Here is a 22,027-nt window from a genome sequence, read left to right on the forward strand (position 1 = left end):
CCGCCGACGAGCGCCCCGTGCCCTCAGCTCCGGGTGTACCGACGGGCTCGGCCCGAGATGCCGGCGAAGTGGAACGGCACCGCCGACTCGCCGGGGATGTCGACATCGACGTTGCTGTCGCGCGAGCCCAGGGCGTGCAGTGCGCGGTAGGCGTCGATGTCGACGCGGTCGCGGCCGGCCAGCAGGGCCTCGGTCTCGGCCGCGCGCGTGACGGCGCGGTATCCGTCCTGCACGACGAGCGAGAAGAACTCGCTCACCGAACCCGATCCGTAGCTGAACATGCCGATGCGCGCGCCGGCGAGATCGCGGTCGCCCTCGAGGAGCGCGGCCAGCGCGATGTAGAGCGACGCCGTGTACGAGTTGCCGATCCGGCGGTTGTATCCCGTCGTGGCGAGGACGAGCTCGGGATCGAGCTCGACGCCGACGTGCTGACCGAGCGCACGATGCGCCTTCACCGCCATCTTCGTGAAGGGCTGGTGGTGGCAGAAGTAGTCGATCTCGGCGATCGGCGCGCCGCCGCGGGAGGCGTAGTCGTCCCACGCCCCGGCGATGCCGTCGAGGTAGGCGCTGATCGACAGCTTGCCGTCGACGACCGCCGTCATGCTGTCGTTCGGGCGCCAGAAGTCGTCGACCTCGGCGGTGTGGACGCCGGCCGCCGTCTCGAGCACGGCCAGGGCGGGATCGGCCGTCACCAGGAAGGCCACCGCGCCTGCGCCCTGCGTGGGCTCGGCGGCGGTGTCGACCTCGTAGCGGGCGACGTCGCTGGCGATCACCAGCACGCGCTCATCGGGGTTGCGGGCGATGAGCCCGGCCGCGGACTGCAGCGCGGCCGTGGCCGAGTAGCAGGCCTGCTTCAGCTCCACCACACGCACGGTCCGCGGAAGGCCCAGCAGCTCGTGGACGTGCACGCCCGCCGCCCGCGACTGGTCGATGCCGGTCTCGGTCGCGAAGAAGAGCGTCCGGATGCCCTCGACGCCGTGGCGCTCGATGATCCGCTGGGCCGCGGCGGCACCCATGGTGACGATGTCCTCGTCGGGGCCGGGGATGCTCATCTGGTCCTGGCCAAGACCGACGTGGAACTTGGCCGGGTCGACGCCGGTGCGCGCGGCGAGGTCGTCGAGGTCGACCACGCGCGACGTCGTGGCGACGGCGAGATCGTGGATGCCGATGGCGGGGGAGGTCACGAGGAGGAGTCCTTTCGACGCTCGAGGAGCAGGTGCGACTGCATCAGCTCCCCGGGATTTGTCTGGGCGGCAAGAAGCGACAGCTCGCCGCAGAGCACGGTGGCGGCGATGAGCCCGGCCAGGCGGCGGGCGTTCGCGCCGGGCTCGCGCTCCTCGCGGCAGCCGATGCGGGCGAGGGCGTCGTCGACGGCGGGCAGGTCCTTGCCGTTGCCCACCGTTCCGACGATGAGGTGCGGGAGCGTGCACGAGAAGTAGAGGTCGCCGTCGCCGCGGACCTCGGCCCACGTGAAGCCCTGCGAGCCCTCGACGATGTTCGCGGCATCCTGTCCCGTGGCCAGGTAGAACGCCAGCAGCATGTTCGCATAGTGCGCGTTCGCGGAGCGGAGGGCCCCGGCGACGGTCGATCCGACCAGGTTCTTCTGCACGTTGAGATCGACGATGCGCTGGGCGCTCGAGCGCAGCTGCTTCTCGACGAGCTCGGCGGGGATCGTGATCTCGGCGATGACGCTGCGGCCGCGGCCGAGGATGCCGTTGACGGCGGTCGCCTTCTTGTCGGTGCAGTAGTTGCCCGAGATCGATCCGTACGACAGCTCGGGATGCCACGAGAGCACCCGCTCCATGAGCGTCTGGGCCGCGAGCGTCACCATGTTGTGCCCCGAGGCGTCGCCGGTCGTGAGCGCGAAGCGCACGTAGAGCAGGTTGCCGACGATCTCGGTGTCGAGGTCGATGAGCTTCGCGTGCCGACTTCGCTCCGACACGGCGGCGCCGAGCTCGTCGAAGCGTGCGGTGATCGCGCGGGATGCGGCGACCGCGGCGGCGGCGCTGTCGGCCACGAAGAGCGACGAGCGGGTCATCCGTTCGTCGACCACCGTCACGCGGATGCCGTCCTCGACGAGCCGCGAGATGCGGGCGCCGCGACCGACCGAGGGCCACAGCGGCGACTCGTACGTCGCCAGCGGCACCTCCTGCTCGGCCTCGACGTCGCCGGTCAGGCGGAGCGGGCCGACCCAGCGCAGGGGGATCGGGGTGAACTCGGCGCTCATCACGCGTCCTTCCCGCCGGCGCGGTGCGCCAGGCTCTCGAGGTCGATGCCGCGAGCGCGCGCGAATTCGGCGGCGCGACCACGGACGATCAGGTCGGTGCGGCGGAGGGCTCCGGGGTCGGTCGCCCCCACCAGTGAATGCAACGCCGTCAGGTGGTCTGACCATTCCCGGATCCGCGTGATCAGCGCTTCCGCGCCGCCGTCGAGCACGACGGAGAGGAACGAGCCGGATGCGCCCACCGCCCGGGCGCCGAGCGCGAGGGCCCGCGCGACGTCGAGCGGCGTCCGCACGCCGCCCGAGGCCAGCAGGGTCGGTGCGTCGGCGGGCGCCTCGAGCAGGCACTCCGCGGCGGACTGCCCCCACCCGGCGAGGTAGGCGTAGTCGCCGCCGGCGCGACGGGAGTTCTCGATGCGCATGAAGTCGGTGCCGCCCGCGCCCGACACGTCCGCGTACCGCACTCCCATATCCGCGAGGCGCGCGAGGGTCGCCGCGCTCAGCCCGAAGCCGACCTCTTTGACGATCACCGGCACATCGACGGCCGCCAGGATGGCTTCGAGGGAGGCGGGCCAGCTCGAGAACGAGCGGCTTCCCTCGGGCATCACGGTCTCCTGGACCGCGTTGATGTGGACCTGGAGAGCGTCGGCTCCGAGTGCGTCGACGGCTCGCTGCGCGTCGACGGGGGAGCGCTCGATGCCGACGTTGGCCATGACGAAGCCGTCGGGGTTCTCGTCGCGGATGACGCGGAACGTGCTGAGCAGCGCGGGGTTGTCGAGCGCGATGCTCAGCGAACCTGACGCGATGGCGACGCCGGTCTCGCGCGCCGCGATCGCGAGATCCCGGTTGATGTCGCCCGTCGAGGCGCTGCCGCCGGTCATCGCGTTGACGTAGAACGGCAGCGACCATCGCGAGCCGGCGACCTCGACGTGGAGGTCGACGGTGTCGGCGTCGACTCCCGCGAGGGCGTGATGCACGAAGGCGATGTCGTCCCAGCCGCCCGGCGGCGGGGTCTCGCGCTGCTGCGCGGCGGCGAGACGGACGTGGTCGTCCTTGCGCTCGGAGGCCTGTTCAGCCGGCATGGTGCTCTCCTTCCGGCGGATGCACGCCGATCGTGAGGTGTCGGATGTCGTTCGTCTCCCAGGCGCGGAGCATGCCGGCGAGGTCGGCTCCGGCCGGCGCCAGGACGATGCCGCAGTCGCCGCCGCCGGCGCCGGAAGGCTTCGCCGCCGCGCCGATGTCCTCGGCGGCGTCGCAGAGGATGCGCAGGCGATCGGTCTCGATCGTGACACCGGAGCGCGCGCCGAGCTCCTGGAGCAGTCGGCGGTTGCGGCGGAGGGAGGCGAGAGCGAGGTCCGCGGACGCGGCATCCTGATCGCGCGAGAGCGCCCGCCACAGATCGTCGACGCATGCCCGCGAGGCGGCGAGGAACGCCGTCTGATCGGTGCTCGTGGCGTTCGTCCCCCGCGAGACGCCGCTGACGAGACGCTCGGTGGAGGCGGGATGACCCGTCCAGCCCACGAGCAGGTCGAGGCCGGACGGCGGTTCGAGTCGGACGATCTCCGCGTCGCCCCAGGCCGGAGAGCCGAGGACGCCGGCCACGCCGGATTCCGCGCGGGCCCGTCGCAGGAGGTCGCGGTCGGGCGAGCGGTAGCCGATCCACCCGCCGTAGGTGCTCGCGGCGACATCGCCGCCCGAGGCGTTCGGGGCGACGACGATCGTCGCCAGCATGGCGAGTTCGTAGCGCTCGCGAAGCGTCAGCCGGAGGCCGTAGAACGCGTCGATCGCGGCGATCGTGGCCACCGTCACCGCCGCGGACGATCCGAGACCGAACTTGCGGCCGCTCGGGTCGTCGAGTCCGCTGTCGATGCGCAGGTCGAAGAAGCGGGGCGCGAGGCCGCGCGAGGCGCGCAGCTGCTCGGCGGCCTCGATCGCCGCGATCACGTAGTCGTACGGGTGATGCTCGCGGTCGAGCGTCAGACCGTCCACTCCGCGCGTCCAGCGCACCGGCATCCGGCTGTATTCGGGGGAGTGGATGCTGCCGGCGTCGACCCCCGCGGTGAGCGAGACCGTCAGGTAGCGATCGACCGCGATGAGCACCGACGGCTGGCCCGGCGACACGACGGCGTACTCGCCGGCGACGAACAGCTTGCCGGCGGCGCGGACGACGATCGCATCCGGTCGAGCAGACGCGCTCATCCCTGCGTCCGGGTGACGAGCGACGCGGCCGGACCCGGGGCCGCGACGGCGAGTTCGGCGACACCCGCGAGCGCCGCGGTCACCGCGGGCACGTCGTCCGGGCGGGTGAGGACGACGACGTTCGGGCCGGCGTCGGCCGTCGCCCAGGCACCGACCCCGGCGTCCCGCAGCGCGACGACGCGATCGAAGATCTCCGTGCTCGTGGGGTTCAGGTAGCGGATCGGCGGATCGCACGACTGGATCAGGGCGTGCATCCGGAGGGCGTTGACCTCGGTGATGCGGCCGAGGCGCTCGACGTCGCCGGCGCGGCAGGCCTCCGCCGCCGACTCGAGGCTCTCGGCCGTCGAGGAGACCCACGCGGGGTAGAAGGGCGAGGTCAGGATGGTGCGGCGCATGGCCTCCCGGCTCGAGACGGCCTTCTGCCCCTTCTCGACCATCGCGACGACCATCGCGAGATCGGGGGCGTCGATGTGCTCGGCGAAAGACGACGCATCGTCGTCGCCGGCGTGCCAGATCGCGAATCCCGGGATGACCGACCGCGATGCCGAGCCCGAGCCCCGGCGGGCGAGGCGGCTCAGTGCCGGTGTGTCGAGCTCGAGCCCGTATGCCGCCGACGCCGCCACCGCGAGTGCGGCGAAGCCTGAGGCCGACGACGCGAGCCCGGCCGCGGACGGCACGGTGTTCACCGTCTCCACACGAGCGCGACGATCGCTGCCGGCGAGCTCGCGCACGAGATCGAGGAAGCGCGTCACGCGCTCGGCCGGTCCGTCGACCCGCTCCTCGCCGCCGTAGACGAGGACGTCCGCGACGGCGGCGTCATCGACGGTCACCGTCGTCGTGGTCGGGAAGATGTCGAGCGTCATCGACAGGCTGCCCGTGGCCGGCAGGTTGATGTCGCTGTCGCGTTTGCCCCAGTACTTGACGAGGGCGATGTTCGGGTGCGCGATGGCGGTCGCGGTGCTCATGCCCCTCCTTCGACGGTCGTGGTCCAGACCGCGGCGGCGCCGACGCGGGTGAGGTGGTCGCTCAGTTCGGCCGCGGCGTCGGTGTCGCGCACGAGCGCGAGGACGCATCCGCCGCGGCCGCCCCCGGTGAGCTTGGCACCGAGCGCGCCCGCCGAGACGGCTGCGGCGAAGAGGCGATCGAGGGCGGGATCTCCCACGCCGAGACCGTTCAGGAGCGTGTGCGCGCGCGTCATCGCGGCGCCGATCCCGTCGCTCTCGCCCGCCGACACCTGGCCGCGGACCGCCGTCGCCAGGGCGCCCAGCTCGTCCAGCGACGCATCGACCGCGGCCGGATCCGCTGCGCGGCGCGCGGCGACGGCGGCGACGGCCTCCCGCGTGCGACCGCGGACCCCGCTGTCGGCGATGACGAAGGTGAGGTCCGACCCGACCGAGACCGGTTCGATCCGGCCGGCCTCGAACCACACGGCGGCGCGGGCGCGCACCGTGCGGGCGTCGAGCCCGCTCGGCGACCCGTGCGCGGCGCGCTCGGCGGTCTGGATGAGTTCGTGCATGCGCTCGTCGTCGACCCGCGCGCCGCAGGCGGCGAGGGCCGCCTCGATCACGGCCGCCGACACCGCGGCGCTCGATCCGAGTCCCCGCTCGGCGGGGATGCTGCTCTCGATCGCGATCTCGAGGGCCGTGTCGGGCGATCCCGCCGCCTCCAGGGCGGCGGCCATCGCCGTCACCGTCACCCGCAGACGTTCCGGTGCACGCGCGGCCTGCCCCGTGTACAGGGCGCTCCGCAGACGCGAGGGCCCGGAGATCGCTCGCGCCTCCGCGCGCGCCTCGAGCGCGCGGACCGGAATCGCCAGCGCCGGACGACCGTAGACCACGGCGTGCTCGCCGATCAGGATCGCCTTCGCACCGGCTCGGCCCGTCGCGGCGGGCGCTGCGGTCGTGCCGTGCGTCACCTGCGGAGGGGCGTCCGGTGCAAGGGGGACGTCGGTCGATGCAGTCATGGAATTTCGTTGAGCGTAACAGTCCGTCCCGGGGCGGACCTGGAGGCCCGGCGAATGTGCTCCGGGGAGCGGTGGGCGCTATCATGGGCGCCGCACCCAGCAACCTTTAACACCGTCCCGTGAGGCGGAGAAGGGAGCGGCGGATGAGCACGCGAACCGTGCTGCACGAAGCCGACATCGCCCGGGCCCTGACGAGGATCTCGCACGAGATCCTCGAATCGAACCGGGGCCCCGCAGAACTCGTCGTCCTCGGGATCCCGAGTCGCGGCGCGCCCCTGGCCGCCCGCATCGGCGCGATCCTCGGGGACATCTCCGGCACAGCCGTCCCGGTCGGCGCCCTCGACGTCACGATGTACCGCGACGACCTCCGCCGTCACCCCACGCGCACGCCGCGGCCGACGCAGATCCCCGACGGCGGCGTCGACGGCAAGGTCGTGGTCCTGGTCGACGACGTCCTCTTCTCCGGTCGTTCCATCCGCGCCGCGCTCGACGCGCTGCAGGACATCGGCAGGCCCGCCGCGGTCCGCTTGGCGACCCTGATCGATCGCGGACACCGCGAGCTCCCCATCCGTCCCGATTTCGTCGGCAAGAACCTGCCGAGCGCCCGCGAGGAACGCGTCAACGTGCGGCTGCGCGAGATCGACGGCGCCGACGAGGTGACGATCGGATCATGAGGCATCTGCTCGACACCCGCGACCTCGCCCGTGCGGACGCCATCCGCATCCTCGACGTCGCCGAGGACATGGCCGCCACCCAGCACCGTGAGGTGCGGAAGCTCCCGACGCTCCGGGGCAGGACGGTCGTGAACCTGTTCTTCGAGGACTCCACGCGCACGCGCATCTCCTTCGAGGCCGCGGCCAAGCGGCTCTCGGCCGATGTCATCAACTTCTCGGCGAAAGGCTCCTCGGTCTCGAAGGGGGAATCGCTGCAGGACACCGCGCAGACGCTGCAGGCCATGGGCGCGGATGCCGTCGTCATCCGCCACGGGGCGTCCGGCGCACCGCAGACGCTCGCCACGAGCGGGTGGATCACGGCGGGCGTCGTCAACGCCGGCGACGGCACGCACGCTCATCCCACGCAGGCGCTCCTGGACGCCTTCACCATCCGCTCGCGATTCTTCGGCGCGGCCAGCCGCGGACGCGACCTCTCGGGGCTGCGGGTGACGATCGTCGGCGACATCCTGCACTCGCGCGTCGCGCGCTCGAACGTCTGGCTCCTGACGACCCTCGGTGCGGAGGTGACGCTGGTCGCACCGCCGACCCTCGTACCGCAGGATGTGTCGGCGTGGCCGGTGCGGGTCGTCTACGACCTCGACGAGGCGATCGCGTCGGGTCCGGACGCCCTCATGATGCTCCGCATTCAGCTCGAGCGGATGAATGCCGCGTATTTCCCGACTGAACGGGAGTATTCGCGGACGTGGGGATTGGACGCGGCACGGTCGGCGGCGCTGCCGCCCGGTAGCATTGTGCTGCACCCCGGACCCATGAACCGGGGGATGGAGATCTCCGCCGCCGCCGCCGATTCCCCCCGTTCGACCGTGCTCGAGCAGGTGGCGAACGGCGTTTCGGTGCGGATGGCCGTGCTCTACCTGCTGCTGGCGGGGGAGCGCACCGAGACCGAGGAGGACGGACGATGAGCGAGAGCTTCCTCATCCGCGGCGCGCGGCCCCAGGGCGGACCGGCTGTCGACATGCTCATCTCCGACGGCGCGATCCGCGAGGTCGGCACCGGGGTGAGCGCCGTCGGCGCCACGGTGGTCGATGCGGACGGCCTCATCGCCCTGCCCGGCCTGGTCGACCTGCACACGCACCTGCGAGAGCCGGGCTACGAGGCGTCCGAGACCATCCTGACGGGCTCGCGCGCGGCAGCGGCCGGCGGTTTCACGACCGTCTTCGCGATGCCCAACACCTCGCCAGTCGCCGATACCGCGGGTGTGGTCGAGCAGGAGCTCGCCCTCGGCGAGGCAGCCGGGTTCGCGCGGGTCCAGCCGATCGGGGCCGTGACCGTGGGGCAGAAGGGCGAACGCCTCGCCGAGCTCGGTGCGATGGCCGCCTCCCGGGCCCGCGTGCGCGTCTTCAGCGACGACGGGTTCTGCGTCTTCGATCCGCTCATCATGCGCCGCGCGCTCGAGTACGTGAAGTCGTTCGACGGCGTCGTCGCCCAGCACGCGCAGGACCCGCGGCTGACCGAGGGCGCTCAGATGAACGAGGGCACCGTCTCGGCCGATCTCGGTCTGGCCGGCTGGCCGGCGGTGGCGGAGGAGTCGATCATCGCGCGCGACGTCCTCCTCGCCGAGCACGTCGGCTCGCGCCTGCATGTGTGTCACCTCTCGACCGCGGGCTCGGTCGACATCATCCGCTGGGCCAAGAGGCGCGGCGTGAACGTGACGGCCGAGGTCACCCCGCATCATCTCCTCCTCACCGAGGAGCTCGTCCGCGGCTACGACGCGCGGTTCAAGGTGAACCCGCCGCTGCGCCGCGACGAGGACGTCCTCGCCGTGCGCGCGGGTCTCGCCGACGGCACGATCGACATCGTGGCGACCGACCACGCTCCGCATCCCGCCGAGGCCAAGTCCTGCGAGTGGGCGGCGGCGGCCAACGGCATGGTGGGCCTCGAGACGGCCCTCCGCGTCGTCCAGCAGGCGGTCGTCGACACCGGGATGCTCGACTGGGACGACGTCGCGCGCGTCATGTCGTCGGCGCCGGCGCGCATCGGCCGGCTGGATGCCGCGGGCACCCCGCTCGCGGCGGGACAGCCCGCCTCGCTGACCCTCTACGATCCGCGGCCGGTCCGGGCCTTCTCGACCGACGACCTCCACGGCCGGAGCGTGAACTCGCCGTACCTCGGCCGCGAGCTCCCGGGCGAGGTGCGCTGGACCTTCTTCGGCGGCGCGGCGACCGTCGCCGACGGCGCACTCCTCGACACCCCGGGGGTGCGCGCGTGAGCCGCGAGGCCGCGCTGATCGTCATGGTCGTCGTCGCTCTCGCGCTCCTCGGCCTCGGCGTCTGGGCGTGGCGACGACGGACGCGGCGCGACAGCGGTCTGCACGCGCCGGTCGGCGAAGCACCCGCCGACGCGGCGACGCTGGCGCAGTTCTCCGGCCTGTACGTGGCGACCACGCGCCGAGACGAGCCGCTCGAGCGACTCGCCATCAGGCGTCTCGGCTTCCGCTCGCGGGTCGACGTCGTGGTGACGACCGGCGGTGTCGCGCTCGATCTCACCGGTCAGCCGCGTCTGTTCATCGCGACCGATCGGATCGACGGAGTCGACCAGGCGACCGTCGCGATCGATCGCGTCGTCGAGAAGGAGGGCCTCGCCCGCCTCTCGTGGCGCCTCGACGGGCAGCATCCGGTCGACAGCTACTTCCGTCCCCAGACGTCCTCGGCTCGCGCGCTCGTCGACGCGATCCGCACGATTCCCCACTTCCCCCTCACCCCAGGAGGCGACGCGTGACCCTGTTCACCCGCGACCCCGCCGTGCTCGTGCTCGAGGACGGTTCCCGCTACGCCGGTCGCGCCTACGGCGCGCGCGGCACGACCCTCGGCGAAGTCGTCTTCGCCACGGGCATGACCGGCTACCAGGAGACGCTGACCGACCCGTCCTACGCCGGTCAGATCGTGCTGCAGACCGCTCCCCACATCGGCAACACCGGCATGAACGCCGAAGACGTCGAGTCGCGGCGCATCTGGGTCGCCGGCTACATCGTGCGCGACCCCTCGCGCGTGGTGTCGAACTGGCGTTCCGAGAACTCGCTCGACGACTCCCTCGAGAAGGACGGCATCGTCGGCATCAGCGGCATCGACACCCGCGCGATCACCCGCGTCCTCCGCTCGGCCGGTTCGATGCGCGGCGGCGTGTTCAGCGGTGACGCCGCGGACATCGACCCGGACGAGCAGCTGCGCATCGTGCGCGAGGCTCCCGCGATGGCGGGCCGCAACCTGTCGGCCGAGGTCTCCGTCGGCGCGGCCGAAGTGACGCCGGCCGTGGGCGAGCGGCTCGGCAACCTGGCCGTGCTCGATCTCGGAGTGAAGCAGGCGACGGTCGACAACCTCGCCCGGCGCGGCTTCGACGTCCACGTCCTGCCGCAGGACGTCACGCTCGAGCAGCTGCGCGCGATCGACCCGATCGCGGTGTTCTACTCCAACGGCCCGGGCGACCCGGCCGCGAGCGACCACCACGTCGAACTCCTGCGGGGCGTGCTCGCCGAGAAGCTGCCGTTCTTCGGCATCTGCTTCGGGAACCAGCTCCTCGGCCGTGCCCTCGGCTTCGGCACCTACAAGCTGCCCTTCGGCCACCGCGGGATCAACCAGCCGGTCCTCGACAAGCAGACGGGCCGCGTCGAGATCACCGCTCACAACCACGGCTTCGCCGTCGACGCGCCGATCGAGGGCGTCATCGACAGCCCGGCGGGCTTCGGCCGCGTCGAGGTCAGCCACGTGGGCCTCAACGACAACGTCGTGGAGGGTCTGCGCGCCCTCGATCTCCCCGCCTTCTCGGTGCAGTACCACCCCGAGGCGGCGGCCGGTCCGCACGACGCCAACTACCTCTTCGACCGCTTCCGCGACCTCGTGATCGCGAACCAGGAGACCAAGAACTGATGCCCAAGCGCGACGATATCCAGAGCGTCCTCGTCATCGGGTCGGGCCCGATCGTGATCGGCCAGGCGTGCGAGTTCGACTACTCCGGCACCCAGGCGTGCCGCGTCCTCCGCGAGGAGGGCGTGCGCGTCGTCCTGGTGAACTCGAACCCGGCGACGATCATGACCGACCCCGATTTCGCCGATGCCACCTACATCGAACCGATCACCTGGCAGGTCATCGAGACGATCATCGCGAAAGAGCGCCCCGACGCGATCCTGCCGACCCTCGGCGGTCAGACGGCGCTGAACGCCGCGATCGACCTGCACAACCACGGCATCCTCGAGAAGTACGACATCGAGCTGATCGGCGCGAACTTCGAGGCGATCAACAAGGGCGAGGACCGCCAGATCTTCAAGCAGCTCGTGCTCGACTCCGGCGCCGACGTCGCCGACAGCCGCATCTGCCACACCATGGACGAGGTCCTCGCAGGTGCCGCCGAGCTCGGCTACCCGCTCGTCGTGCGGCCGTCCTTCACGATGGGTGGACTCGGCTCGGGCTTCGCCTACGACGACAACGATCTGCGCCGCATCGCCGGCGCCGGGCTCCGCGACTCGCCCACGACCGAGGTGCTCCTCGAGGAGTCGATCCTGGGGTGGAAGGAGTACGAGCTCGAGCTCATGCGCGACACGGCCGACAACACCGTCGTCGTCTGCTCGATCGAGAACGTCGACCCGGTCGGCGTCCACACCGGCGACTCCATCACGGTGGCTCCCGCCCTGACGCTGACCGACCGCGAGTACCAGAAGCTCCGCGACATCGGCATCGACATCATCCGCGCCGTCGGCGTCGACACCGGGGGGTGCAACATCCAGTTCGCCGTCGACCCGGCGACCGGACGCATCATCGTCATCGAGATGAATCCGCGCGTGTCGCGCTCCTCGGCGCTGGCGTCGAAGGCGACGGGTTTCCCGATCGCGAAGATCGCCGCCAAGCTCGCGATCGGCTACCGCCTCGACGAGATCCCCAACGACATCACGAAGGTCACACCGGCGAGCTTCGAGCCCACGCTCGACTACGTCGTCGTCAAGGTGCCGCGCTTCAACTTCGAGAAGTTCCCCGCCGCCGACACCACGCTGACGACCACCATGAAGTCCGTCGGCGAGGCGATGGCGATCGGCCGCAACTACGCGACCGCCCTGCAGAAGGCGCTCCGCTCGCTCGAGAAGCGCGGCTCGAGCTTCCACTGGGGCGAGGAGGAGCGCTCGGTCGACGAGCTGCTCGAGATCGCGAAGACGCCGACCGACGGCCGCATCGTCGTGCTGCAGCAGGCGATGCGCAAGGGCGCGACGGTCGAGCAGGCCTTCGACGCGACCGCGATCGACCCGTGGTTCCTCGACCAGATCGACCTGATCAACGAGGTCGCCCGCTTCGTCGCCGACGCCGCCGAGCTCGACGACCACGTCATCCGGATCGCGAAGGACCACGGCTTCAGCGATGCTCAGCTCGCGCAGCTTCGCGGGCTCGACGAGGCCGAGGTCCGCGGCGTCCGCCACGGGCTCGGCATCCGCCCGGTGTTCAAGACCGTCGACACGTGCGCGGGGGAGTTCCCCGCCCTGACCCCCTACCACTACTCCTCGTACGACAGCGAGACCGAGGTCACGCCGTCCGATCGCACGAAGGTCGTCATCATCGGCTCGGGTCCGAACCGCATCGGCCAGGGCGTCGAGTTCGACTACTCGTGCGTCCACGCGAGCTTCGCGCTCTCGGATGCCGGGTACGAGACGATCATGGTCAACTGCAACCCCGAGACGGTCTCGACCGACTACGACACGAGCGACCGGCTGTACTTCGAGCCGCTCACGCTCGAGGACGTCCTCGAGGTGCTGCACGCGGAGGCCCGGTCCGGCACGATCCTCGGGGTGGTGTGCCAGCTCGGCGGGCAGACGCCGCTCGGGCTCGCGAAGGGCATCGAGGCCGCCGGCTACACGATCCTCGGGACCCAGCCCGCGGCGATCGATCTCGCCGAGGAGCGCGAGCTGTTCTCGCGCGTGCTCGACGAGGCCGGTCTCGTCGCCCCGCGCAGCGGCACCGCGATCGACGTCGACGGCGCCGTGGGAGTCGCCGAGTCCATCGGGTACCCGGTGCTCGTACGACCGAGCTTCGTGCTCGGCGGCCGCGGCATGGAGATCGTCTACGACACCGCCAGCCTCCGCGACTACTTCGTCCGGGTCGCCGACCAGGCGATCATCGGACCGGGGCTGCCGCTCCTGGTCGACCGCTTCCTCGACGACGCCGTGGAGCTCGACGTCGACGCGCTGTTCGACGGCGAGGAGCTGTACATCGGCGGCGTCATGGAGCACCTGGAGGAGGCCGGCATCCACTCCGGCGACTCCAGCTGCACGCTGCCGCCCATGTCGCTCGGCCGCACCGAGATCGACCGCGTCCGCGAGGCGACCCTGGCGATCGCGCGCGGCGTCGGAGTCCGCGGTCTGCTGAACGTCCAGTTCGCCGTCTCGGCCGGCGTGCTGTACGTCATCGAGGCGAACCCGCGCGCGAGCCGCACCGTCCCGTTCGTGTCGAAGGCTCTCGGCATCCCGCTCGCCAAGGCCGCATCGCGGATCATGGCTGGGTCGTCGATCGCCGAGCTGAAGTCCGAGGGCCTGCTGCCCGAGAACGACGGGTCGCGCGTGCCGCTCGACGCGCCGGTCGCCGTCAAGGAGGCCGTGCTGCCGTTCAAGCGGTTCCGCACCGCCGACGGTCGTACGGTCGATTCCGTCCTCGGCCCGGAGATGCGCTCGACCGGCGAGGTCATGGGGATCGACCGCGACTTCCCGACGGCGTTCGCGAAGAGTCAGGCGGCGGCGTACGGCGGACTGCCGACCTCGGGAACGGTGTTCCTGTCGGTGGCCGACGACGACAAGCGCGCCGTGATCCTGCCCGCGCACCGGCTGCAGGAGCTCGGCTTCCGGCTCATCGCGACCGCCGGCACCGCGGAGATCCTCGCGCGCAACGGCATCCGGGTCGAGGTGGTCGGCAAGTACTCCGAGGCGTCCGAGACCGGTGAGCGCAACGTCATCGATCTCATCAACGCCGGCGAGGTCGACATCGTGGTGAACACGCCCTCGGGCGGGACGGCGCGGGCCGACGGCTACGAGATCCGGGCGGCAGCCGTCGCGGGCGACCGCGCGCTGTTCACGACGATGGCGGTGCTCGGCGCCGCCGTGGCGGCGCTGCCGGTGCTCCGCGAGGGCTTCGAGGTGAAGAGCCTGCAGGACTACGCCCGCGACCGCGCGGCCCGCGTGTGAACGGATTCGGCGACCGCCTGCGCGCGGCTTTCGACGAGGTCGGGCAGCTCTGCGTCGGCATCGACCCGCACGGCGGGCTGCTGCAGGCGTGGGGGCTGCCCGCGTCGGCCGCCGGGGTGCGCGAGTTCGGACTGCGCGTCGTCGACGCCTGCCGGGGCCGCGTCGGCGTCGTCAAGCCCCAGGTGGCGTTCTTCGAGCGCTTCGGCTCGGCGGGATTCGCCGCGCTCGAGGAGGTGCAGGCGGCCGCCCGCGCGGCGGGCCTGCTCGTGATCGCCGATGCGAAGCGCGGCGATATCGGAAGCACGATGGACGGTTACGTCGCGGCGTGGCTCGAGCCGGGGTCGCCGCTCGAGGCGGACGCCGTGACCGTGAGCCCGTACCTCGGCCCCGCGTCGCTCCGAGCGACGATCGCGGCGGCGGTGCGCGCCGGGAAGGGCGTGTTCGTCCTCGCGGCGACCAGCAACCCCGAAGCGGTCGGACTGCAGTCCGCGGAGGTCACCGTCGTGGCGGCCGAGCGCGGCCAGACGGTCGCCGACTGGGTGGCCGACGGTGTCGCCTGGGCGAACCGGGTCCCCGCGGACGCGGGCGGTCTGGGCCCGGTCGGCCTCGTCGTCGGCGCGACCGTCGACCGCTCCGAGGTCGGCCTGTCCGACGGCAGCCTCCGCGGCGCGCCGCTTCTCGCACCCGGCTTCGGTGCGCAGGGCGCGGGGCTGCGCGACATCGGCACGATCTTCGGGCGTTTCGCGCCGCAGGTGGTCGCCAGCGCGAGCCGCAGCGTCCTCGCGTCGGGACCGGACGGTATCGTCACCGCCATCGATTCGCACAACGCCGAACTCGCCGATGCACTCCGGGAGGAGAACCGTGGCTGAACGACCGCACCCGCCCGAGGTCGACCGCGTCGCCGCGTCGCGGCGCGCCGTGAAGGCACGTCGCGAGCGCGCAGCGCTGAAGAAGGACGTGGCCATGCGCGTGATCTCGCCGCAGGAGCTCCTGCGGCGTGCGCACGATGCGCCGGATTCCGCGGCGGGTGCGATGCGCGTGACCGACTTCCTCACCAGCATCCCGGCGATCGGCGAGGGCAAGCGCGACCGCATCCTCCAGGAGCTCGACATCGCCCGCGTGAAGAAGCTGGCCGGTCTCGGCCCGCGCCAGCGCGTGGCCCTGCGTTCCTTCCTCGACCGTCGCTGGCCCGAGCCGCAGCCGCGCACGGGTCGCTCGCGCCTGTTGGTGCTCGCGGGGCCGACCGCCGTCGGCAAGGGGACCGTCGCGGCGCAGATCCGGCGGACCCACCCCGAGATCCTGCTGTCCGTCTCGGCGACGACGCGCGCGCCGCGTCCCGGCGAGGTCGACGGCGAGCACTACTACTTCGTCGACGACGCCGAGTTCGACCGGATGATCGCGGCGGGCGAGCTGCTCGAGTGGGCGACCGTGCACAACCGACACCGCTACGGCACGCCCCGCGCTCCCATCCAGGCGGCGCTGGCGGAGGGACGCACGGTGCTGCTCGAGATCGACCTGCAGGGCGCGCGCCAGGTGCGCGCGGCGGCGCCCGACGCCACGCTCGTCTTCCTGCTGCCGCCCAGCTGGGACGAACTCGTGGACCGACTCGTCGGGCGCGGGACGGAGGATGCCGAGGAGCGCACGCGTCGCCTGCGCACCGCTCGCGTCGAACTCGCCTCCCAGGGGGAGTTCGACTACCACGTGGTCAACGACACCGTCGAGCGCGCAGCCGACGAGGTCGCCTCGCTCGCACGCTGAGCCGTCCGCACGCATCGTCGAGCGGTCGCCCTGTAGAATGGGAGGATGCCTGCGCGCGCCGCGCGGCAGCCGACTCTCCACATCCATCGATCCCGGAAGGATCCGCCATGGCCGGAAGCAACGAAGGCATCATCGACCCGCCCATCGACGCCCTGCTCGACAAGGTCGACTCGAAGTACCAGCTCGTCATCTACGCATCCAAGCGGGCGCGTCAGATCAACGACTACTACTCCGACCTCCACGAGGGGAACCTCTTCGACAACGTCGGCCCGCTCGTCGACTCGTCGGTCGAGGACAAGCCCCTGACCATCGCGATGCACGAGATCCACGAGGACAAGCTGCGCCTGCGCTCGCTCGACTGAGCGCCCCGCACCGTCATATTCCTGCCCGCGGCACCCGCATGTCGGATGCCGCGGGCAGAATCGTTCCCGTCGCCTCCGACTTCGTCCGGGGCACCGCCCGTCAGCCCGTCCTCCTGGAGTTCCGATGAGCCCGTTGCGCCTGTTCACGTCCGAGTCCGTCACCGAGGGGCACCCCGACAAGATCTGCGACCAGATCTCGGACAGTATCCTCGACGCTCTCCTGACGGTCGACCCCGGCTCGCGCGTCGCCGTCGAGACCCTCGTCACGACCGGGCTCGTGCACGTCGCCGGCGAGGTTCGCACCGACGGCTACGCCGACATCCCCGGAATCGTCCGCGGCGTCGTGAACCGCATCGGCTACACCTCGAGCGAGACGGGATTCGACGGCGACTCCTGCGGCGTCACGGTCTCGATCGGCGAGCAGTCCTCCGACATCGCCGCGGGCGTCGACAATGCGCTCGAACATCGTGAGCAGGGGTCCGTCGACCCGATCGACTCCCTCGGGGCGGGCGACCAGGGGATCATGTTCGGGTACGCGACGAACGAGACGCCGCAGCTCATGCCCACGGCGATCTGGACCGCCCACCGCATCGCGGAGCGGCTCACCTCGGCCCGCCGATCCGGCGCGCTGCCCTTCCTGCGTCCCGACGGCAAGACCCAGGTGACGCTCGGCTACGACGGCGCGACACCGAAGACCGTCGAGACGGTGGTCGTCTCGACGCAGCATCAGCCCGACATCTCCCTCGCTGCGCTGCGGGCCGCGGTCCAGGCCGAGGTGATCGAGCCGGTGCTCGAGCAGACGGGCCTCGATCTCTCCGATGTCGAGTACGTCATCAACCCCGCCGGCGCGTTCGTCACGGGCGGGCCCAAGGGCGACGCGGGACTCACCGGCCGCAAGATCATCATCGACACGTACGGCGGCGCGGCACGGCACGGTGGCGGCGCCTTCAGCGGCAAGGATCCCTCCAAGGTCGACCGCTCGGCCGCCTACGCGATGCGATGGGTGGCGAAGAACGCCGTCGCTGCCGGTCTGGCCGACCGCCTCGAGGTGCAGGTGGCGTACGCGATCGGCCGCGCCGCCCCGGTCGGTCTCTACGTCGAGACGTTCGGCACGGGGAAGGTCGCCGACGACGTCATCACGACCGCCATCCGAGACGTCTTCGACCTGAGACCGCAGGCGATCATCGACCGCCTCGATCTCCTCCGTCCGATCTACGCGCAGACGGCCGCCTACGGACACTTCGGCCGAGAGCTTCCCGAATTCACCTGGGAGCGCACGGATCGCGTCGAGGAGCTGCGCGCGGCCGCCGCCCTCTGAGGCCCCTCGTGACCTCGCGCCGGGTCGCCCGGGTGCTCATCGACTCGCCGCTGCCTCAGCTCGACCGGCTGTTCGACTACGCCGTTCCCGATGACCTGGCCGAGCGCGCGGTACCCGGGGTGCGCGTGAAGGTTCCGCTGCGCTCCGCCGGCCGGACGGTCGAGGGGTATCTCGTCGACCTCGCCGAGCGGTCGGAGGGCGAGCGGCCCCTCTCGGACCTCGAGGACGTCGTCTCACCCGTGCCCGTCCTCGTGCCGGCTCTCTACGATCTCGCCCGACGGGCTGCCGACCGCGCGGCGGGATCGGCGAGCGACATCCTGCGGCTCGTGATCCCGAAGCGGATGGTGCGGGCCGAGAAGGCGTGGGCCGCTGCGCCGGCGCCCAGGACGCCCGAGGTGTCCTCGGATGCGCTCGCGTGGGCGCAGACGATCATCGCCCCGTTCCCGACGCTGGCGGACGCGGTCGCGGCGGGGGAGCGACTCGCCGTCGACGCGCCGCCGCGCCCGGGTGCCGGCCATCCGGCCTGGGCCGAGCTGCTCGCGGCGATCGCGGTCATCACACTCGCGGCGGGTCGGAGCGCGATCATCGTCGTCCCCGACCATCGCGACGAGACGCATGTCCTGTCCGTGCTCGGTGAGCAGCTGCCCGCGGATGCCGTCATCCGCGACGACGCCCGCCGCTCGGGTCCCGAGCGATACGCGAGCTACCTGCGGCTCCTCGCCCCGGCTCCGATCGTGGTGGTCGGCAATCGGTCGACCGTGTACGCGCCGGCATCCGAGGTGGGCGCGGTGCTCATCTGGAACGACGGCGACCCCCTGCTCGCGGAGCCGCTGAGCCCCGGTGTCCACGCGCGAGATGCGGCGCTCCTCCGCCAGGAGACCGAGGGCAGCGCGCTCGTTCTCGCCGGACACACCCGGACGACCGACGTCGAGCGCCTGGTGGCCGTCGGCTGGGTGCACGAGGCGTCCGCCCGTCGCCGCGAGAGCCCGACGGTCGTCCTGTCGGCGACCCGCGAGGGGGAGTCGCGCGGTACGCGCGTGCCGTCAGCGGCCTTCGCAGCTGCGCGCGAGGCGCTCGCGAACGGACCCGTGCTCGTCCAGGTCGCGCGACCCGGCTACGCCCCTGTTCTCGTGTGCGCCGACTGCCGGACGCCCGCGCGGTGCCCGCACTGCGCGGGCCCGCTCCGCGCGCGTCGACCGGGCGCCGTGCCCGATTGCACGTGGTGCGGGCGGTCGGCGCCCGCCTGGTCGTGCTCGTCGTGCTCTTCGATACGGCTGCGCATGGCGTCGTCGGGGAACGAGCGGACAGCCGACGAGCTGGGGCGCGCCTTCCCGAACACCCGGGTCATCGTCTCGGACGGCGAGCACCAGGTCACCGAGATCGACGGCCGCCCCGCGCTCGTCGTCGCGACCCGCGGAGCCGAGCCCTTCGCGCCCGAGGGGTATCGCGCGGTGATCCTCCTCGACGGCGATCGGATGCTCATGACCGAGCAGCTGCGCATCGCCGAGGCGTGCCTGCGCTGGTGGTCCGACGCCGCGGCCCTCGCCGCCCCCCGGGCCCCCGTGCATCTCGTCGGCGTCGCCGGCCCCGCGGCACGGGCACTGGCGACGTGGAGCCAGGCGGCCCACGCGCGGGCCGAGCTCGCCGAACGCGCACCGCTGCAGATGCCCCCGACGGTGCGGGTCGCGGCGGTCGAGGGCGCGGCTGCAGCCGTCGGTGCGAGCCTGCGCCAGCTCCGCGACGACGTGCCCACCCTCGCCGACGGCGCCGTCCTCGGGCCGGTGCCGGGGGAGGAGGGATCCGTGCGTGCCCTCGTCCGTTTCGAGTTCTCCGCCGGCCGCGCGGTGGCGGAGTCGCTGCGCGCCGCAGTGATCGCGCAGGCGCTGCGCGGGCGGCGCCGCGGTTCCGTCCCGGGGCCGCGGAATACACTCAGAGTGCGGCTCGACGTGCCCGATCTCGACCTGTGAGAGGGGCCGCCGTCCCGACCGCCTCGGCCGTCCCGCGAACCGGGAGCCGAATCCCCGACCTGTGAGGAGCGCCATGCGCATCGTGTTCGCCGGCACCCCCGAACCGGCATTGCCGTCGCTGCGGCGGCTGGCGGCATCCGATCACGACGTCGTGGGCGTCGTCACCCGCCGCGACGCCCCCCTCGGTCGCAAGCGCGTGCTGACGCCGTCGCCCGTGGCGATGCTCGCGGACGAGATGGGTCTGCCCGTCGTGAAGACCGACCGGCTCGACGACTCTGCGACGTCGCAGATCGCGCAGCTGCAGCCGGACGTGGGCGTCATCGTCGCCTACGGCGGTCTCGTGCGCGAGCCGCTCCTGTCGCTTCCGCCGCACGGCTGGATCAATCTGCACTTCTCGCTGCTGCCGGCCTGGCGCGGCGCCGCGCCCGTGCAGCACGCGCTGATCGCGGGCGACCGCGTCAGCGGCGTCAGCGTCTTCCAGCTGGTCCCCGCCCTCGACGCCGGCGACGTCTTCGCGCGCGAGCCGTACGACGTGCCCCGCGGCGCCACGGCCGCGGACGTCCTCGCCGATCTCGCGGAGGTGGGCGCCGCCACGCTCTCGGACGTCGTCGGCGCGATCGCCGACGGCACCGCGGTGTCCCGACCGCAGGAGGGGGAGGTGTCCCTCGCTCCGAAGCTCTCGCTCGGCGACGGCCTCCTCGACTTCTCCCAGGGGGCGGATGCCGTTCTCGACCGCTACCGGGGCACGACCCCCGAGCCGGGGGCGCACACGAGCATCGGCGGCGCACGGCTGAAGGTGCTCGATGCGCTCCGAGGACCGGATGTCGAGCAGCCCGCCGGCGTGATCCGGCTCGTCGGCAAGCAGGTGCTCGTCGGAACCGCGGACGGGACCATCGTCCTGCGCGCCGTGCAACCCGCGGGGCGCGGTGCGATGCCGGCCGCCGACTGGTGGCGCGGTCTGCGTGCGGAGAGCCTGGCGGTGGACGCGTGAACCCCGCGCGCCGCGTCGCCTTCGACGTGCTCCGCGCCGTCGACTCGTCCGACGCGTACGCCAACCTCCTGCTGCCCCAGGAGCTGTCCCGTGCCGGGCTGACGCCGGCAGATGCCGCACTCGCCACCGAGCTGACGTACGGAACGCTCCGTCGCCGGGGAACATACGACGCGATCGTCGAGCACGCCGCCGGACGCTCCGTCGACGCGATCGATCCGCCCGTGCTCGACGCCCTGCGGCTGGGCGTCCATCAGCTCCTGTCCACGCGGGTCGCCTCGCATGCCGCCGTGAACGAGAGCGTCGAACTCGTGCGCCGCTCCGCCCCGGGGGCGGCAGGGTTCGCCAACGCCGTGCTGCGGCGCGTCGCGCGCGACAATCCCGGCGACTGGCTGCAGCGGGTCGCGGACGCCGCCCGGTCGGACGACGAGCGCCTGGGTCTGCGATACGCGCATCCGGTCTGGGTGATCCGCGCCTTCCGCCGCGCGCTCGCGGCCGAGGGCCGCGCCGACGAGCTCGAAGAGCTCCTCGCCGCCGACAACGTCTCGCCGGCGGTCACGATGACGGCGTTGCCGGGCATCGCGGAGATCCCGCCGCAGGCGGCACGCACGCCGTACTCACCGATCGGCTTCCGCCTCGGCGGCGGCGATCCGGAGCCCGTCGTGCGCGCGGCCGGAGGTCGCATCCGCGTCCAGGACGAGGGCTCCCAGCTGGCCGCGCTCGCACTCACCCGGGCGGCGCCCGCGCGTGCCGGCGAACGCTGGCTCGACCTGTGCGCCGCGCCGGGGGGCAAGACCGCCGTGCTCGCAGCCGAGGCGCTGTCGGGGGGCGCCGAGCTCGAAGCCAACGAGATCTCGTCGGCCCGTGCACGGCTCGTCCGCACGTCCGTCGCCGGCATCCCGCTGAACGTGCCGGTGTCGGAGGAGGACGGCCGCGAACGCGCGGCACGCGGACGCTACGACCGCATCCTCGTCGACGCACCGTGCACCGGCCTCGGCGCACTGCGCCGCCGCCCGGAGGCGCGCTGGCGGAAGTCGCCGGCGGACGTGCCCGACCTCGCCGCGCTCCAGCAGGAGCTGCTCGAGGCCGCGATCGACGCGCTCCTCCCCGGGGGTCTCGTCGCCTACGTGACGTGCTCGCCCCACCTCGCCGAGACGGCGGCCGTGGTCGGGGACGTGCTCCGCCGGCGCGAGGACGTCGAGGAGCTCGACGCGCGTGCCGCCGTCCGCAGCGCCTCGCGTGCCGACCTCGATCTTCCCGAGCGTGCCGACGGAACGGGACGCGCGCAGCTGTGGCCGCACCGTCACGGCACGGATGCGATGTCGATCAGTCTCCTGCGCAAGCGCTGAGTCGCCCTGTCGGATAAT

The 22,027-nt window shown here is 72.2% G+C and carries 19 protein-coding genes; 13 read left to right on the top strand and 6 right to left on the bottom strand.

The features are described 5' to 3' along the window. Nucleotides 1-23 precede the first annotated feature (23 nt). Genes F6B42_RS06790 through mvk form a run of 6 tightly spaced genes read right to left on the bottom strand, consistent with a single transcriptional unit; the run spans nt 24 to nt 6,383 of the window. Complete coding sequence (locus tag F6B42_RS06790) at nt 24-1,184, bottom strand: hydroxymethylglutaryl-CoA synthase (RefSeq protein ID WP_150418878.1); 1,161 nt, start codon at nt 1,182-1,184, stop codon at nt 24-26. Next, a complete protein-coding gene (locus F6B42_RS06795; RefSeq protein ID WP_150418879.1) occupies nt 1,181-2,227 on the bottom strand; it encodes a hydroxymethylglutaryl-CoA reductase in 1,047 nt (348 codons plus the stop codon). Before F6B42_RS06795 ends, F6B42_RS06790 begins: the two co-directional genes overlap by 4 nt. Further along, the gene (fni, locus tag F6B42_RS06800; RefSeq protein WP_150418880.1) at nt 2,227-3,303 is read right to left on the bottom strand and encodes a type 2 isopentenyl-diphosphate Delta-isomerase; all 1,077 of its coding nucleotides are present in this window, start codon (nt 3,301-3,303) and stop codon (nt 2,227-2,229) included. The genes F6B42_RS06795 and fni overlap by 1 nt, the downstream gene beginning before the upstream one ends. Beyond that, complete coding sequence (locus F6B42_RS06805; protein ID WP_150418881.1) at nt 3,293-4,420, bottom strand: phosphomevalonate kinase; 1,128 nt, start codon at nt 4,418-4,420, stop codon at nt 3,293-3,295. The genes fni and F6B42_RS06805 overlap by 11 nt, the downstream gene beginning before the upstream one ends. Beyond that, nucleotides 4,417-5,385: a diphosphomevalonate decarboxylase gene (gene mvaD, locus F6B42_RS06810; RefSeq protein WP_150418882.1), complete on the bottom strand. Its 969-nt coding sequence runs from the start codon at nt 5,383-5,385 to the stop codon at nt 4,417-4,419. The genes F6B42_RS06805 and mvaD overlap by 4 nt, the downstream gene beginning before the upstream one ends. Next, entirely contained in the window at nt 5,382-6,383 is a 1,002-nt protein-coding gene (gene mvk, locus F6B42_RS06815; protein ID WP_150418883.1) for a mevalonate kinase, read from the bottom strand. The genes mvaD and mvk overlap by 4 nt, the downstream gene beginning before the upstream one ends. 143 nt (nt 6,384-6,526) lie before the next feature. Between mvk and pyrR the strand changes: the two genes are divergently transcribed. The 13 genes from pyrR to F6B42_RS06880 all read left to right on the top strand — a co-directional run bounded on the left by pyrR (nt 6,527) and on the right by F6B42_RS06880 (nt 22,009). After that, the gene (pyrR, locus tag F6B42_RS06820; protein ID WP_150418884.1) at nt 6,527-7,057 is read left to right on the top strand and encodes a bifunctional pyr operon transcriptional regulator/uracil phosphoribosyltransferase PyrR; all 531 of its coding nucleotides are present in this window, start codon (nt 6,527-6,529) and stop codon (nt 7,055-7,057) included. Further along, the gene (locus tag F6B42_RS06825) at nt 7,054-8,019 is read left to right on the top strand and encodes an aspartate carbamoyltransferase catalytic subunit (protein ID WP_150418885.1); all 966 of its coding nucleotides are present in this window, start codon (nt 7,054-7,056) and stop codon (nt 8,017-8,019) included. Before pyrR ends, F6B42_RS06825 begins: the two co-directional genes overlap by 4 nt. Beyond that, nucleotides 8,016-9,326 carry a dihydroorotase gene (locus F6B42_RS06830; RefSeq protein ID WP_150418886.1) on the top strand — a complete coding sequence of 437 codons (1,311 nt, stop codon included), beginning with the start codon at nt 8,016-8,018 and terminating at the stop codon, nt 9,324-9,326. The genes F6B42_RS06825 and F6B42_RS06830 overlap by 4 nt, the downstream gene beginning before the upstream one ends. Then, entirely contained in the window at nt 9,323-9,835 is a 513-nt protein-coding gene (locus tag F6B42_RS06835) for a PH-like domain-containing protein (RefSeq protein WP_150418887.1), read from the top strand. The genes F6B42_RS06830 and F6B42_RS06835 overlap by 4 nt, the downstream gene beginning before the upstream one ends. Beyond that, nucleotides 9,832-10,980 (top strand): glutamine-hydrolyzing carbamoyl-phosphate synthase small subunit, encoded by a 1,149-nt coding sequence (gene carA, locus F6B42_RS06840; RefSeq protein ID WP_396652458.1) that lies wholly within the window; start codon nt 9,832-9,834, stop codon nt 10,978-10,980. The genes F6B42_RS06835 and carA overlap by 4 nt, the downstream gene beginning before the upstream one ends. Next, entirely contained in the window at nt 10,980-14,267 is a 3,288-nt protein-coding gene (carB, locus tag F6B42_RS06845; RefSeq protein WP_150418888.1) for a carbamoyl-phosphate synthase large subunit, read from the top strand. The genes carA and carB overlap by 1 nt, the downstream gene beginning before the upstream one ends. Next, the gene (gene pyrF, locus F6B42_RS06850) at nt 14,264-15,136 is read left to right on the top strand and encodes an orotidine-5'-phosphate decarboxylase (RefSeq protein ID WP_150418889.1); all 873 of its coding nucleotides are present in this window, start codon (nt 14,264-14,266) and stop codon (nt 15,134-15,136) included. The genes carB and pyrF overlap by 4 nt, the downstream gene beginning before the upstream one ends. Then, on the top strand, nt 15,108-16,025 hold the full coding sequence (gene gmk, locus F6B42_RS06855) for a guanylate kinase (protein WP_150418890.1): 918 nt from the start codon (nt 15,108-15,110) through the stop codon (nt 16,023-16,025). Before pyrF ends, gmk begins: the two co-directional genes overlap by 29 nt. A 107-nt stretch (nt 16,026-16,132) precedes the next feature. Continuing rightward, nucleotides 16,133-16,387: a DNA-directed RNA polymerase subunit omega gene (gene rpoZ, locus F6B42_RS06860; protein ID WP_023950606.1), complete on the top strand. Its 255-nt coding sequence runs from the start codon at nt 16,133-16,135 to the stop codon at nt 16,385-16,387. 124 nt (nt 16,388-16,511) lie between these two features. Then, entirely contained in the window at nt 16,512-17,705 is a 1,194-nt protein-coding gene (metK, locus tag F6B42_RS06865; RefSeq protein ID WP_150418891.1) for a methionine adenosyltransferase, read from the top strand. Between the two features lie 8 nt (nt 17,706-17,713). After that, on the top strand, nt 17,714-19,672 hold the full coding sequence (locus tag F6B42_RS06870) for a primosomal protein N' family DNA-binding protein (protein ID WP_150418892.1): 1,959 nt from the start codon (nt 17,714-17,716) through the stop codon (nt 19,670-19,672). 73 nt (nt 19,673-19,745) lie between these two features. Further along, nucleotides 19,746-20,663: a methionyl-tRNA formyltransferase gene (gene fmt, locus F6B42_RS06875; protein WP_150418893.1), complete on the top strand. Its 918-nt coding sequence runs from the start codon at nt 19,746-19,748 to the stop codon at nt 20,661-20,663. Then, entirely contained in the window at nt 20,660-22,009 is a 1,350-nt protein-coding gene (locus tag F6B42_RS06880) for an RsmB/NOP family class I SAM-dependent RNA methyltransferase (RefSeq protein WP_150418894.1), read from the top strand. Before fmt ends, F6B42_RS06880 begins: the two co-directional genes overlap by 4 nt. The last annotated feature ends 18 nt before the right edge of the window (nt 22,010-22,027 follow it).

The sequence above is a fragment of the Microbacterium radiodurans genome (genome assembly GCF_008710705.1).
Taxonomy (GTDB): Bacteria; Actinomycetota; Actinomycetes; order Actinomycetales; family Microbacteriaceae; genus Microbacterium; species Microbacterium radiodurans.

What these genes read in the sequence shown, in the direction of transcription:
- F6B42_RS06795 (WP_150418879.1), bottom strand. Translation starts at nt 2,227, where the DNA reads ATGAGCGCCGAGTTCACCCCGATCCCCCTGCGCTGGGTCGGCCCGCTC.
- fni (WP_150418880.1), bottom strand. Translation starts at nt 3,303, where the DNA reads ATGCCGGCTGAACAGGCCTCCGAGCGCAAGGACGACCACGTCCGTCTC.
- F6B42_RS06805 (WP_150418881.1), bottom strand. Translation starts at nt 4,420, where the DNA reads ATGAGCGCGTCTGCTCGACCGGATGCGATCGTCGTCCGCGCCGCCGGC.
- mvaD (WP_150418882.1), bottom strand. Translation starts at nt 5,385, where the DNA reads ATGAGCACCGCGACCGCCATCGCGCACCCGAACATCGCCCTCGTCAAG.
- mvk (WP_150418883.1), bottom strand. Translation starts at nt 6,383, where the DNA reads ATGACTGCATCGACCGACGTCCCCCTTGCACCGGACGCCCCTCCGCAG.
- pyrR (WP_150418884.1), top strand. Translation starts at nt 6,527, where the DNA reads ATGAGCACGCGAACCGTGCTGCACGAAGCCGACATCGCCCGGGCCCTG.
- F6B42_RS06825 (WP_150418885.1), top strand. Translation starts at nt 7,054, where the DNA reads ATGAGGCATCTGCTCGACACCCGCGACCTCGCCCGTGCGGACGCCATC.
- F6B42_RS06830 (WP_150418886.1), top strand. Translation starts at nt 8,016, where the DNA reads ATGAGCGAGAGCTTCCTCATCCGCGGCGCGCGGCCCCAGGGCGGACCG.
- carB (WP_150418888.1), top strand. Translation starts at nt 10,980, where the DNA reads ATGCCCAAGCGCGACGATATCCAGAGCGTCCTCGTCATCGGGTCGGGC.
- gmk (WP_150418890.1), top strand. Translation starts at nt 15,108, where the DNA reads ATGCACTCCGGGAGGAGAACCGTGGCTGAACGACCGCACCCGCCCGAG.
- rpoZ (WP_023950606.1), top strand. Translation starts at nt 16,133, where the DNA reads ATGGCCGGAAGCAACGAAGGCATCATCGACCCGCCCATCGACGCCCTG.
- metK (WP_150418891.1), top strand. Translation starts at nt 16,512, where the DNA reads ATGAGCCCGTTGCGCCTGTTCACGTCCGAGTCCGTCACCGAGGGGCAC.
- fmt (WP_150418893.1), top strand. Translation starts at nt 19,746, where the DNA reads ATGCGCATCGTGTTCGCCGGCACCCCCGAACCGGCATTGCCGTCGCTG.